This is a genomic window from Marinobacter halophilus (genome assembly GCF_003007685.1).
GTDB classification, from domain to species: Bacteria; Pseudomonadota; Gammaproteobacteria; order Pseudomonadales; family Oleiphilaceae; genus Marinobacter; species Marinobacter halophilus.
In genome coordinates this window covers 723998-737219 of record NZ_PXNN01000011.1, presented here as the reverse complement: position 1 = coordinate 737219, position 13222 = coordinate 723998, and the positions used below count along the sequence as shown (strand labels likewise).

Here is a 13222-nt window from a genome sequence, read left to right as displayed (position 1 = left end):
GCCATTCTCCTGCACCTGGAAAGGCGTACACTGAAAGAATAACCGGGAGGGTTTCCATGGTGTCTGTTCCTTCAGCTGGAAAAATCCAGCACCACATCTCTGCCATCGCCAGTGGTTTTTTTGGCGATTGGCTGGAAGCGCGGGGCAATGGCCTGGCGATATCTATGACTGTGCTTGCTAACGGCATGGCGCTGGAGGTACTGAATCCACAACCGGAAGCCCCGGGCGCAACCCTGTGTCTGTCGATCCACGGGCTGATGGAGCTGGAATCGGTGTGGGATCTGCCGGGTACCGCAGGCGAACATTACGGCAGCCAGCTTGCGGAGGCATTGGGCGACACCACTGATCTGAAGCTGCGCTTCAACTCCGGGCGGCCGATTTACCGCAATGGCCAGGAGCTGGCGGAGCTTCTGGAGCAAATGGTGGCGAACTGGCCAGTGCCGGTGCAGCGCATCATCTTGCTGGGCCACAGCATGGGCGGACTGATGATTCGCAGCGCCTGTTATTACGGTTCGGCGAAGGGGCACGACTGGGTCGGCAAGCAGCTGGACTGCGTGTACATCGGCTCGCCCCACGATGGCTCCTGGTTGGCCATTGGTGCCCATAAGGCAGCTGAGACGCTGAACCGGGTGCCGAGGGATTATCTGAAAGTGGTGGGCGAAGTAATTGATCTGCGCAGTGAAGGCATTCGCAATCTGTCCCGGGGCGAGGTGTTTGAACCTGATATGGAAGAGCAACCTTTGATTGCGCACGCTCGGCATTACATCATCAGTGGCCTGATCGTTAAGGGTGAGAAACACCCCGTGAATATTTGGTTCGGAGATGCGTTGGTGCAACAACCCAGTGCCCGAGGCGCACGCCGGGAGGGTTGGGTACTGAATGGCACGGCCAGTTTCCCGGGCGTGGATCATATTCGCCTGGCACACCATCCCTTGGTGGGCGGGCAATTGCAGGAGTGGCTGGTATGAATGGACCGGATAACAATGTGCATTGGTGGCTGGGCGTGGCCGAACTTCTGGCCCATGGCATGCAGCACGGTGCAGTCAAGCTGAAACGAGTGCACCTGGCGATTGCCGATGAAAGCTTTCGGGTGCTTGAGACCATACCGGTAACCCGTCAAGGCAGCCGGATGGTTCGAACCTGCCACCATAGCGTCTCGCACGTTACCTACGCGAGTGTTGAGTTTGCTGGCCGTGCTGTTGCTGAGGTCGCGGGCCGGGCCAGTTACCGCAGCAGCGGTAAGTCTGAACGTCAGTCAGAGCCGCCCGCTTCGGCCTGAGGTATAGCAGAAGATACCTCCAATCGGTTTCGACCTTTACGTTTCGCCTCATAAAGAGCCTGATCCGCAAGCCGGAGATACTCGCCTGCGGTGTGGTCTGGTGAGGGCACGCCCAGCGCCAGGCCAATGCTGACCGTCAGCTCGATGTCCCGCTTCTGGCCGGTGGCAACGGCTTCGCGGAAATGGGTGAGTCGGTCCTGAATGTCGGCAGCGTCCTCATAGCTGGTAAAAATCACGAACTCTTCACCGCCGAACCTTACCAGCCGGTCGGTATCGCGCCGAAAGTGCTCGCGCATAGTGTCTGCCAGTGCCTCCAGGCAACGGTCACCGGCTTCGTGACCCCAGTTATCATTGATCTTCTTGAAATGATCCGCGTCCACCATGGCCACCGCAAAGCCGGTTTTGTGGCGCAGGCACCACTGAAAACTGCTCGGAAATTCCCGGTCAAAGTAGGTGCGGTTGCCGAGACCGGTCAGGCTGTCGGTGATGCTGAGCCGCGACAGCGCCTTGTTGGCCTCGGCCAGCTCTCGATTCAGCCGTCCGAGTTTCCGGTTCCAGTACACCAGCAATGCGGTGACCACAAGCCCCAGGGCCAGTATTTGCCAGAACCGGGTATAGTCCACCCGCTCCTCAATCCGCAGATTGCGCCAGGTGCTTTCCAGCTCGGCATGCTCCTCGGCGGACAGACTGGAAACGAGCTTCTGCATGATGCTGTGCAAGGTTGGCTCGTCATTGCGGGTGGCGATGGCCAGCGACCAGTCGGCGGGCACCCGGCCGATGACCTTGAGGTCTGCAAGTCCCAGGGACTGCATGTAGTAGCTGGCGGTGGCCAGGGTGGTGATGTATCCGGCCAGAGAACCGTTCTGCAGTAGCCTCAGGCCATCCTCCTCCGACTCGACAGTGACCAGCTGCAAAGACGGATTACGTTTGAGTAGCAGCTCCGCGAAAGCATAGCCCTCCACAATGCCTACCGGCTGGTCACCGAGTTCAGTCAGGCGCTGGATAAAGGGTGCCTCAATACGCCCGATCACCACATTCGGCACTTCCAGGTAGGGGGAGGTAAAATCCATATAGGTTCGGCGTTCCGGTGTTTGCATCGCCATCGGAAAGATATCGCATCGGCGCTCACGGGCAGCCACCAGGGTCTGCGGCCAATCGTCCGTTGGTACCAGCCGGAAATTCAGATCGCCGCGTTGGCTGAACAGATTCAACAGATCCGCCGCGAGCCCTGTATGTTTGCCGTCACGTACGCCTTCCAGTGGCATCCAGTCCGGATCCACACACATGCGGATCTCCCGGTTGCGTTGGTCCAGCCAGAGTGATTCGGTTTCATTCCAGCGAACCTGCTCGCCCTGGATGATTGCCCGATGGTCCGTGGCACCCAGCCAACGAGTTTCGATGACCCGATGTTCGGTTGGCGTGATGCTCTCCAGGGCCTGATTCAAAATGTCGGTTAACGGCGATAATGACGGTCGAACGCCGAATCGCAGATCTTCACCGGTGAAACCCTCCAGCTCGAATTCACCCGCGATCCGGGTGCCGCTGATGCCCAGTTGTCGAATCCAGTAGTTACCAGAGTGCAGAGCCCCGATCACCACATCAACATCACCCTGGGCCAGCGCCTGGAACATCGGCTGTTGTATGCCGAAACTGAGCAGTGATCCGTTATCGAGAACCTGCCGCACGGCGTCTTCGTAGTAGATGCCCGCCCCCAGAGCGACCCGATAATTACTGAGGTCTTCCAGGCTTTGGTAATCCAGTGAGTCATCACGGGTAAAAATAACGTTGGGGATCCTATGGTAGGGATCGGTGAACCGGGCATAGGATTCTCGATCCGGCCGGAACGACATATTGGCCATAACATCGATGTCGCCGTTCTTCAGCATCGGGATCAGTTCGTCCCACTGGCCACGGACCGGAATCACCTGCAGGCCGGTAATGTCCACCAGTCGGTTCATGATATCCACGCTCAGACCCAGTGCGCGGCCTCCGTCGGTGAAGCTGAAGGGCGCGTAGTCGTTCATGAACCCGACCCGGATGGGCCCCAGACTGGCCAGATATTGTTTTTGCTGAGCGCTCAATGGCAATTCAGTTGGCGCACTGGCGGTTTCCCCGCCAAATTCCTGCCAGCGCTGTAAAAGGTTTTGCCGTAGGTCTGACGGCACGGCATTCAGCCCGGACTGCAGCTGTTGGAACAGCTGCAGATTGTCTTTGCGAACGCCAATGCGAAAGTCTTCTCCAGAGAACGGGTCAAGAGGTGCCGGGCCCAGCACTTTCAAAAATCGAAAACCGGCCTGATTGGCCAGGTATTCCAGTGTGAGGCGGGGGCCAACGGCAACGTCAACCCAGCCAAAGGCCAGAGCTCTGACCAGGCTTGGCAGTGAGTCGTAGGTAGTGAGCGGGATGCCAGCGTCCTGAAACACACTGTTATAGAAAATGTCCTCGACCACACCGACCCTCAGGCTGGCCAGGTCGTTCAGTTCCCGAATGACGGGTAAGGCCCTGGCGCTGTCGTGCATCAGGTAGATTTCGCGGAAATGATAAGGCTCGGTAAAAAGGATGTTCTCTGCCCGGTCTGGCCGCCAGGAAATGCCGTCGATGGTGTCCAGATCACCCCGAAGGAAGGCGGCATAGATGTCTGGCCAGCTGCCGGCGCGAAAATCGAAGGTGAGGTTGCTGTTACGGGCCACTTCCCGCAAGACATCAATCGAGAATCCGGCCGGATTGCGGCCTTCAAAGAAGGTGTAGGGTTCGTTATCGGCAACCACGCCAATGGTCACGACCCGGTTGCCATTATCCGGTTCAGTCGCCTGAGCGGTCAGTGTGGTCATCAGAAGCGCCAAAACAATGATGGCAAGTCCGATAAACCAGGCAGCATTGGCACTTTTCTGACTCGGTAATGGCAGGAGGGGCTGCAAGGTACACCTTCCGTGTTGAGTTCCGAATCATTGTAGTTGCAGATCGCAACCTTCGACAATGATATATGGCCATTACTGTCGCCTTGCCATGCGGATAAACCGGTGATGAATCGTCCGGATGCCCAGAAACACCAGCACCATGACCACGGGAATGGCTACGCCCAGTATCAGGGATTTGTTGAAGATGACGCCGGTGTCCTGCAGCCCGTCCAGAACAAGCTTTAACAAGCCGATCAGGTAATAGGAGATGGCGACGACCGAGAAGCCTTCTACGGTATGCTGCATCATCAGTTGAATGCGCGAGCGCCGATCCATGGAGCTGAGCAGTTGCTGGTTCTGGCTCTGGATCGCCAGTTCGACCCGGGTGCGCATCATATCCGAGGCCCGGTCCACCCGGCGGGACAGATCTTCAAGCCGCTCACCTACGGCTTCGCAGGTTTTTACCGCGGGTGTGAGCCGGCGTGTCATGAACTCGCTGATAGTCAGGTGCCCGGACACTTCATCTTCCCGGAGTTCTTCCAGCCGGGTCAGCACCAGCTGATGGTAGGCCCGGGTAGCGGAGAAACGGAAAGTGGAGTGGGCCCGGTAAGCCTCGATTCTGGCCGCAATGTGGGTTAGCTCGGCCAGCAGCGCCTGTTCATCGAGCGATTCGTTGTCAGCCAGAGACTGGGTAATGGTGGCCAGTTTCTGGTCCATGTCGTTCAGGCGCGGCGTGATGTCTCTGGCCAGCGGCAAGGCTAACAATGACATCAGCCGATAGGTTTCGATTTCCATCAGGCGCTGAACAAGCCGGCCCAGCTGACTGTCGGACATTTCATGGTTAAGCACCATGAACCGGCCGAACTGATCACTGTGGAGTTGAAACGACCCCAGCACTCGCGCCGCGCCGTTCTGAGGGCTGCTGCCGATCAGGCGCATGCCTTCAAAATACTTGCGCATGAACGCCAGCTCACTGAGGGCATCCTGGGTCGATGGTCGGACTTCAATGTGAAAGGCACCGACGACCGTACCCGCCAGTTGATCCAGCCAGCCATCCGGTAACGGGCTGATGCCGGTTTCGGTAAACGGGTCTGCCTCCGAGGTTTCAAGATTGGTAAAGGTGTATGAGGCGAATTCCATGTGAACTTCGCGCCGGATTCTTAACGGCCCGATGGTGTGTTCATAGCAGCTGACTTCCTGTTCTGGCCAGGGTTCGCCGAGCATCCGGTGCAGTTTCTGCAGATGTTCGAACTGCTGCTGGCGCTGCTCTGGGGTAATCATTACCGCAATGTGAGTGATCCGGGCATGGCACGGAATCACCTGGAACGGGCGTGAGTGCAGCTCAAGGTAAAGGTCTGCTCGTAACGGATGAAAGTCCATGGAAGACAGTTTGGCACTCACGATAGGGTCCTTGATTCAACGCTGGTTGTCGGGATAATAACCCTGAAGCAGACGCCGTCAATGCTACCTTGGCGCCTGTTGCACGCATCCACATGGCCGCCATGGTAGTCTGCAATCAGTCGGACGATCAAAAGCCCCTGGCCCAGGTGGCCGTCGCTCTGGCCTTCGCGTTGGGACACGAAGGCGCCAAAAATATCCAGTCCGCTGTTGCCCGGTAGTCTCGACCCCTCATTGAACACCGTCAACTGATAGTGGTCACTCTGTGCCTGCAACTCTACCTCAATGGTGCCACCGTCGGGGGTGAAATCGCGGGCGTTATCCACCAGTTTGTCGAGCATCTGCACCAGCATCTCGGGCGAGCCCAGAACCGGGCAGTCGGCGACCGGACCCTGGTAATGAATCCGGTGATCAGAATCGAGCTGTTGATAGGCGGCGGTGGCTTCTGCGGCCACGCCCGCCAGATCAAATACTTCCTTGTCGGCTTGATCAAAACTCTGCTCCAGGCGCGCCGCCTCGCTCATACTGTTCAGAATCCGCCGCAAACGTTCGGTGGCGCCGGAGGCCCGCTCCAGGTATTGCTGCCGCTCCTGTTCCGAGTCCGTGTGAGCCAGGTTCTCAAGGGATGATCGCACCACCGCGACCGGGGTTTTCAGCTCATGGGACAGCCGACGGGAGAAGCTTTCCAGATAGCGGTTATAACTCTGCAGGCGTTCGACCATCTGGCCAAAGTGCTGTTGCAGTTGCCCCAGCTCATCGTGGCTGCGGGCGGGGGGAATCTGGCTCAGAATACGGCCATCTTCATCCACGCTGGCACTGACCAGTCGCTGCAGTCGGGCAATGCGCCAGGACAGCCAGCTGGCGTAACCGAGCAACACCAGGGTTAACGCCAGAATGATCAGCAGGCTGCGGGCCAGCACGCTGCCCAGTGTGGATCCGGACAGGGTGAGTAGCTGATCGAGTGATTGCTGCAGCACCAGTGATCGGTCACCAAACAGAGTATGTTCGGTGGCCAGCCAGGTCGAGCCATCGCGGTGTTGCACCAGGTGATTCTCCGGCAGCCCGCCGGTGATCAGCTTGTGATGGACGCCAGCCAGGGGCGTGGGTTCCGGTTGATACAGCCGGATCAGGGCGCGCAGGGCGTTCAGGGTGATCTGTTCAACCACTTGAAACGGCGATAATTCGTCAAAGTCGGCGTCGGGTTCGGTATCAGGGTACCGGGTGTCGGCGACGATCCAGCCAGCAGGCTCGGTCACCGTCACCTGCTGGCCATCACTGAGTTGTCCGGCCAGCGCCCGTTCCAGAGCGGGGTCGCGCTGCACCAACGGCGGCGGTGGCGAGATACCGGTTCCGGGGTTTGAGGCGGTATCGTCACCCTGTGTTACCCGGAAACCCAGGAAACTGCCCCGGGGCGGTAGCGGCAGCTGCAGTTCCAACTGCCAGCCGGAGGCCCGGTCGCGCCAGGCGCCATGAACCTGGAAGTCGGTGGTTGGTTGTTGATCTTCCCGCGTAGCATGCACTTGACCTGGCGCCGAAGTGCGCAGGGTCCAGCGCTGGGCTGCGACTGGTTGCCCGACATCGGTGACCGGTGGCCGTAGCACTAGCTCAAACTGATCATAGGGTTGGTCAGGGTGGTTCTGCTGATACAGTTGCATGGCCTGATTCTGCATTTGCACCAGTAAGAACAGGTGCCGGTCATCGGTGGCGGCCTGCCATCTTAGTTGCGCCAGACCCGGCACTGGCAGCTTGTTGGCCGACTGCCAGTTTTGCTGATCGTCGCCGTCATCGTATCCGGGCCAGTCGTCAGCATAACCGTCGGGGTTGATCGGGTTGTCGGCCCGGCTCACGTAGAGGGTGTCTGGCGTGTTGATCACCGGTTGGCCCAGCAGCAGGTCACCGGCCAGCTCGGCCATTCGCTGGCCGCGTTCCTGCAGTTGCTGAAGGGCTTGTTGGCGCAGCGCACTGTCCAGTTCCAGCACAAATTTCAGTCCGGCCCAGGGGATCAGTAGCATCAGCAGGCTGGCCAGGAACAATTGGCGTTTAAGGCTCAAGGTCAAATCTCACGGGCGTTCCACCGATAACCCATGCCATAGGCGGTCTGAATGCCCTCGAAGGCGCTGTCCAGCTGAACGAACTTGCGCCGGATGCGTTTGATGTGGGAGGTAACCGTATTGTCATCCAGCACGGTACTGGCGGCCTCCATCAATTGATCCCGGCTACGGACATGGCCGGGATGTTGCACCAGCGCATGCAGCATCCAGAATTCGGTGACCGTGAGGTCGACCGGCTGGCCATTCCAGGCCACTGTCATTCGATCCACATTGACCGTCAGCGGGCCCCGTTGCAACAGTTCGTCCGGCTTTTGCAGTGCTTCTGCCCAGGCATCGGCCCGGCGCAGCAGGGCGGTAATGCGCGCCAGTAAGTGGTCCAGGCTCATGTCCTTGGTGACGTAATCGTCTGCACCCAGGCGCAGGCCGTGGACGGAGTCAATGTCGCCGTCACGGGCGGTCAGGAAAATGATCGGCAAGGTGGGCGACTGCGCCCGCAAATCCTGACACAGAGTAAAGCCGCCTTCGGGCTCATCCCCCAGTCCGACATCAATGATGGCCAGGTCCGGCAGCGCCTGGCACAGCACCTGCCAGGCGGCGGGTCGGTCACCGTAGGTGGAAACCCGGTAGCCCCGGCGCTCGAACGCCGCCCGGTAGTTATCCCGGATGCCGGCTTCATCTTCTATCAGCACAATGTGTTTTTTCATCGGTCGTTCAGTTCAGCAGGATGTGCTGTCATTAAACCATGCCCGTGCCGGCACACAAGCCAGGGTTACGGTATTGCCATAATTCATCATTTTTTATCGCCGGCCCGCCTCGTTCTGCCACCGCCTTGCCCGCCCCGACTGGTGCAATGGCATCCTCAAATCCACACAAAGGATGTCGTGATGTTGTTGTCGCTGCTCGCTAATCCGGTTGCCCGAATCTCGATAGGTCGCCCGAAAACCATCCATACCGGCACCAACCGGCTCCGGTTACTTCGCCTGGCGGAAGGTGTCAGCCTCTGGCTGGCGGTGCTGATGATGTTGTTCGTGCATCCACTGTATGCGGAAGCGCGCCCGATGGACATGGAGCAACCCGGCCAACTTTACCTGATGGATGACCAGAATGCCTGGCAACAGCCGGCGCTGATTCTGGACAGTGATTTCAATGTGCAGGTGTCGGGCATGCTGGCCCAGACTAAGCTGACCCGATCATTCCGCAATACCAGCGAGCGCTGGCTGGAAGGTATCTTTGTGTTTCCGCTGCCAGATAATGCCACGGTGTACGGGCTGACCATGACCGTGGCTGAGCGCGAGATCGTAGGGCGCATTGAACCAAAGGCCAGCGCCCGCCAGACCTATGAACGCGCCAGGGCGGCCGGTCAGCATGCCGCCACACTGGAGCAGCAACGGCCAAATTTGTTCACCAGCCGGGTGGCCAATATCCCGCCCGGCGAGACCGTGCGGGTAGAGATCCATTACCAGCAGGCCGTGGCATATCGCCATGGCGAATTCGAGCTGCGCCTGCCCACCACCCTGACGCCGCGCTACATGCCCGGCGAGCCCATCACCAACCCGGAGCGTCAGTGGCAGGCAGGCTGGGCGGTGCCGACCAGTCAGGTTCCCGATGCCAGTGACATCAGTCCGTTTACCGTGCGCACGACCGATGTTGATGCTGGTAGCCACCGGGCCGGCATCGAGCTGGACATCGACAGCGGCCTGGTGCTGACGGACGTCACCAGCCCGAGCCACCGCCTGCATGTCGAAATAGACGGTAGCCGGGCCCGGGTGCGGCCGGAGCAAGGCAAGGTGTTGATGGACCGCGATGTCATTGTGAGATGGCGCCCTGTGACGGGCAGCGAGCCGTCGGCGGCGGTGTTTCATCAGCAGTGGCAGGGTGAGGATTATCTGATGGCGATGGTGCTGCCGCCTGACGCGGTGGGGCCGGTGCTGAGCCGGGAGCTGACTTTTGTCATCGACACCTCCGGCTCGATGGCCGGCGATGCCATCGCCCAGGCCCGATCCGCCCTGCTCCGGGGGCTGAACACCCTGCGCCCCGGCGACAATTTCAATGTCATCCAGTTCAACAGTCAGGCCCACGCGCTGTTTCCGCAGGCAGTGCCGGCTCAGGGACATTACCTGGCCCGCGCCCGCCATTATGTTCAGGGCCTGCAGGCCAATGGGGGGACTGAAATGGCAGGCGCCCTGTCCCTGTCGATGAGTATGGACAGCGGCGCGCCTGAGGCGCAGGTCCAGCAGATGGTGTTCATCACTGACGGCGCCGTGGGCAATGAAGCGGCGCTGTTCGAGCAGATCCGCTCCGGGCTGAACAACCGGCGGCTTTTTACGGTGGGCATTGGCTCCGCCCCCAATATGCACTTTTTGCGGGAAGCGGCCCGCTGGGGTCGTGGGGATTTCACCGCGATCCACACCAGTGCCGAGATAGACCAGGCCTTGAACCGACTGTTTGCCGCGATGGAAGCCCCAGTGCTGACCAGTCTGGATGTCCGCTGGCCGGATCAGGGGCGGCCCGTCGAACCGGTGCCGTTACGCCCGGGCGATCTGTTCCGTGGTACACCGTTTATGCAGGTGGTCCGGGGCTTGCCAGCTGGCGGAATACTGGAGGTAGCAGGCAAGTTGCCTGGTGGCCGAAGCTGGAACACCCGGCTAGATCTGGCCAGGGCCGCGCCTGCCAGCGGCTTGAATCGGCAGTGGGCGCGGGGGCGGATTGATGAGCTGATCGACGCCGCCCGGCTTCAGGGCGCTGGTCCGGATCGGGCGAATATTGTGGATTTATCCACCCGCCACAGCGTGATATCACCGTTCACCAGCTTTGTGGCTGTTGAACCGAGCCGGGCCCGGCCAGAGACAGAAACCGCAGGGAGTGAGGCCGTGCCCACGTTGCTGCCCGCCGGCGGTCAGCCAGGCATGCTCCGCTACCCGCAAACGGCTACCTTTGGCCCTCTGTTTGCCGTGCTCGGGCTGGTGGGGCTGATGTTTTCCCTGGCCATTGTGATGCTGAACCGGAGGCAATTCCTATGAGCCGGCTGCTGTTAATGTTAATCGGATGTTCGGCCACCGCCCTCATGTTCGGGCTCTGGATTCCATTAAAGGCGCTGGCCGCGCAGGAACTGCTGGCATTGGCCTGGGCGGAAAGCCAGGCCCGACAGGTGGAAGCCAGGCCCTGGCCCTGGGCGGATACCTGGCCGGTGGCCCGGCTGGATATGCCGGAGCTGGGGGTGTCAATGATCGTGCTCGACGGCATGCATGGCGAAAGCCTGGCGTTCGGGCCCGGCCGGGTGCAGGCCGGCGCACACGGGCCAGTGATCCTGGCCGGCCATCGCGACACCCACTTCAGTCATTTGCAACATCTGACGCCCGGCAGCGAGTTACGTTTGCAGGGCAAGGACCAGCATTGGCAGAGCTATCGGGTTACCGATATTCGGGTGGTGGACAGTCGGTCAGAGTGGATTGACACCCACGCTCTGGGCGCCGATACCTTGCTGTTGGTTACCTGCTATCCCTTTGACGCACTGGATGCCAGAGGCCCGCTGCGGTATGTGGTGCAGGCCAGTCCCGTTTACGCACTTGAACAAAAGGATACTGTTGCTGCGCTTTGATTTTGGCGTACACTTGTACGCTAAATTATTCAGTATCGGAAAGGCAGTATGGCAGTGTTACGAGCAGTAATGGCGTGGATCAGTGTGGCAGTGCTGAGTTGTCTGGCGCTTGTGGGGTACCTGGCCCGGCCCTTTAATCCTGATAACAACCGGTTGTTGGGCTGGGTTTTGGCGCGGGTCGGGCGTTATCTTCTGGGCATGAAACGCCCGCTTTATGGTGCCGAAAATATGCCGAAAGACCGGCCGACCGTGGTTATTGCCAACCATCAGCAGAACGACGACCTGTTTGTGGTGGGCGATTTGCTGCCACCCCGTACCGTCACCGTCGGTAAATCGGCTCTGGTTTGGACGCCGTTCTTTGGCCAGGTGTTCTGGCTGGGAGGCAATATTATCCTGAACCGGGGCCGCTCTCAAAAGGCGGTCGCGGTGATGCAGGCCACCAGCGACGCCATCAATAATCAGCGCAAAAGCATCTGGATCTTCCCGGAAGGCACCCGTAGCCGCGGTCGTGGTCTGGCTAAATTCAAGAAGGGTGCGTTCCACACCGCGATTGCCGCAGGTGCGCCGATTACCATGGTGTGCGCAGCAGAATATCACGGTAAAACCCGGGGCCTGTTTGGCCGGCGTGAGCCGGTACCCGTGCGCATCCTGCCGCCCGTCGAAACCCGGGGCCTGACCAGTGATGACCTCCCGGAACTGATGGCCCGCTGTCATCTGCAGATGTCTGAGGCCATTGCGGGGCTCGCCAGTGCGTCCGGAACTGCTTGAATGGCCGACAAAAACAGGGCAGTCTTCGGATCAGAGTTTCTCTCGGAACGGGTAACCATGGAGGTATGAACAGATGAGCCTGATCTGGTTTCTGATCATTGGTGGTATTGCTGGTTGGCTGGCGGGGCTGATCATGAAGGGCAAGGGCTTCGGCGTGCTTGCCAATATTGGTATTGGTATCGTCGGTTCGGTGATTGGTGGTGTGCTTTTCGGAGTACTGGGGCTGGCCGTCAAAAGCGTGGTGGGTGAGCTGGTAACAGCCACCGTCGGCGCTGTACTTTTGCTGGCGGTTGTTAACAAGATCAAGCAGGGCTGACATGATTGTTCCCGTAACCGCTGTGTTTGCGGCCGTCATTGGCCTGTTGTTGTTGGTGTTGTCTGGTCAGGTGGTTAAGTACCGGCTGAAGTACCGCAAAGGCCTGGGCGTCAATGACGACCCGGAATTTGAAGCAGCGGTGCGTGCCCACGCCAATCTGATCGAGTATGCGCCGGTTGGTCTGATCATGTTGGCGATAGCCGAGCTGAACGGAGTTTCCTCAAGCCTGATCTACTGGACCGGAATGGCGCTGGTGGTGGGGCGCATTCTGCACGCCTGGGGTATGATCAACGGCAAAGGTGGCCCCCACAAGGCGCGCATGGTGGGCATCCTGTTGACCTGGCTGTCGATTCTGGTGGCGGCGGTACTGCTGTTGTGGAACGTTTTTCAGGTCTACGGCTGAGCAGCTTGGATGAAACAACCAAACGGGGCCTGAAGGGCCCCGTTTGTGTTTGCAGCGTGACCGTTTTAAAGCGCCTGAGCGATATCCAGGGTCAGGTACTCCAGTTCTACCCGACGATTGGCGGCGTGGTCTTCCGGTCGCGCCAGCGGCCGGTCAGAACCCCAGGTGGCCAGCACAAGGGCAGACTGGTGAACTCCTTCACGCATTAACAAGCGGGCCACGGCATTGGCTCGCTGCCGGGCCAGAAACCGGTTGTATTCGGCCGCCCCGAACTGGTCGGCGTGGCCGTGAATCCGGACCCGCACACCCGGATGGTTTTTAAGATAAACCGCGTGTTGTTTGAGCACTTCGATGTCACTGGCATCGAGGTTGTGCTTGTTAAAACCGTAGTGAAAACGGGTGCGGTGAGGACGGGCCTCGTCGCAGGACAGGCTGCCCGCCATAACGCCGAATGCCAGTGCCGCCTTGGCCAGCAATTCAGGGTTGTCCAAAACAAGTACGGTCATGTGCAG

General features: G+C 59.6%; 12 protein-coding genes. 7 read left to right on the top strand and 5 right to left on the bottom strand.

From position 1 onward, the window contains the following. The first annotated feature begins 56 nt into the window (after nt 1–56). A complete protein-coding gene (locus C7H08_RS09720) occupies nt 57–968 on the top strand; it encodes an esterase/lipase family protein (RefSeq protein ID WP_106671512.1) in 912 nt (303 codons plus the stop codon). Beyond that, nucleotides 965–1279, top strand: a complete 315-nt coding sequence (locus tag C7H08_RS09715; protein WP_188445199.1) for a hypothetical protein — start codon at nt 965–967, stop codon at nt 1277–1279. The genes C7H08_RS09720 and C7H08_RS09715 overlap by 4 nt, the downstream gene beginning before the upstream one ends. Here the strand turns inward: C7H08_RS09715 and C7H08_RS09710 are convergent. The 4 genes from C7H08_RS09710 to pdsR form a co-directional block, all read right to left on the bottom strand. Next, nucleotides 1252–4197 (bottom strand): transporter substrate-binding domain-containing diguanylate cyclase, encoded by a 2946-nt coding sequence (locus C7H08_RS09710; RefSeq protein WP_227663171.1) that lies wholly within the window; start codon nt 4195–4197, stop codon nt 1252–1254. The genes C7H08_RS09715 and C7H08_RS09710 overlap by 28 nt on opposite strands. A gap of 72 nt (nt 4198–4269) precedes the next feature. After that, nucleotides 4270–5577, bottom strand: a complete 1308-nt coding sequence (locus C7H08_RS09705; RefSeq protein WP_106671511.1) for a DUF3422 family protein — start codon at nt 5575–5577, stop codon at nt 4270–4272. Next, nucleotides 5574–7625, bottom strand: a complete 2052-nt coding sequence (locus C7H08_RS09700; RefSeq protein ID WP_106671510.1) for an ATP-binding protein — start codon at nt 7623–7625, stop codon at nt 5574–5576. The genes C7H08_RS09705 and C7H08_RS09700 overlap by 4 nt, the downstream gene beginning before the upstream one ends. A 2-nt stretch (nt 7626–7627) precedes the next feature. Continuing rightward, complete coding sequence (gene pdsR, locus C7H08_RS09695; RefSeq protein ID WP_106671509.1) at nt 7628–8329, bottom strand: proteobacterial dedicated sortase system response regulator; 702 nt, start codon at nt 8327–8329, stop codon at nt 7628–7630. Nucleotides 8330–8509: 180 nt separating this feature from the next. Here pdsR and C7H08_RS09690 point away from each other — a divergent pair, with 180 nt between their 5' ends. The 5 genes from C7H08_RS09690 to C7H08_RS09670 all read left to right on the top strand — a co-directional run bounded on the left by C7H08_RS09690 (nt 8510) and on the right by C7H08_RS09670 (nt 12710). Continuing rightward, a complete protein-coding gene (locus C7H08_RS09690; RefSeq protein ID WP_227663170.1) occupies nt 8510–10645 on the top strand; it encodes a marine proteobacterial sortase target protein in 2136 nt (711 codons plus the stop codon). Beyond that, nucleotides 10642–11223: a class GN sortase gene (locus tag C7H08_RS09685; RefSeq protein ID WP_106671507.1), complete on the top strand. Its 582-nt coding sequence runs from the start codon at nt 10642–10644 to the stop codon at nt 11221–11223. The genes C7H08_RS09690 and C7H08_RS09685 overlap by 4 nt, the downstream gene beginning before the upstream one ends. 48 nt (nt 11224–11271) lie before the next feature. Beyond that, the gene (locus C7H08_RS09680; RefSeq protein WP_106671506.1) at nt 11272–11991 is read left to right on the top strand and encodes a lysophospholipid acyltransferase family protein; all 720 of its coding nucleotides are present in this window, start codon (nt 11272–11274) and stop codon (nt 11989–11991) included. A gap of 73 nt (nt 11992–12064) precedes the next feature. After that, nucleotides 12065–12307, top strand: a complete 243-nt coding sequence (locus C7H08_RS09675; protein ID WP_106671505.1) for a GlsB/YeaQ/YmgE family stress response membrane protein — start codon at nt 12065–12067, stop codon at nt 12305–12307. A gap of 1 nt (nt 12308) precedes the next feature. Then, the gene (locus tag C7H08_RS09670) at nt 12309–12710 is read left to right on the top strand and encodes an MAPEG family protein (RefSeq protein WP_106671504.1); all 402 of its coding nucleotides are present in this window, start codon (nt 12309–12311) and stop codon (nt 12708–12710) included. A gap of 65 nt (nt 12711–12775) precedes the next feature. Here C7H08_RS09670 and C7H08_RS09665 read toward each other — a convergent pair whose 3' ends face one another. Continuing rightward, nucleotides 12776–13216, bottom strand: coding sequence for an OmpA family protein (locus tag C7H08_RS09665; RefSeq protein ID WP_106671503.1), 441 nt, complete (start codon nt 13214–13216; stop codon nt 12776–12778). Between the last annotated feature and the right edge of the window lie 6 nt (nt 13217–13222).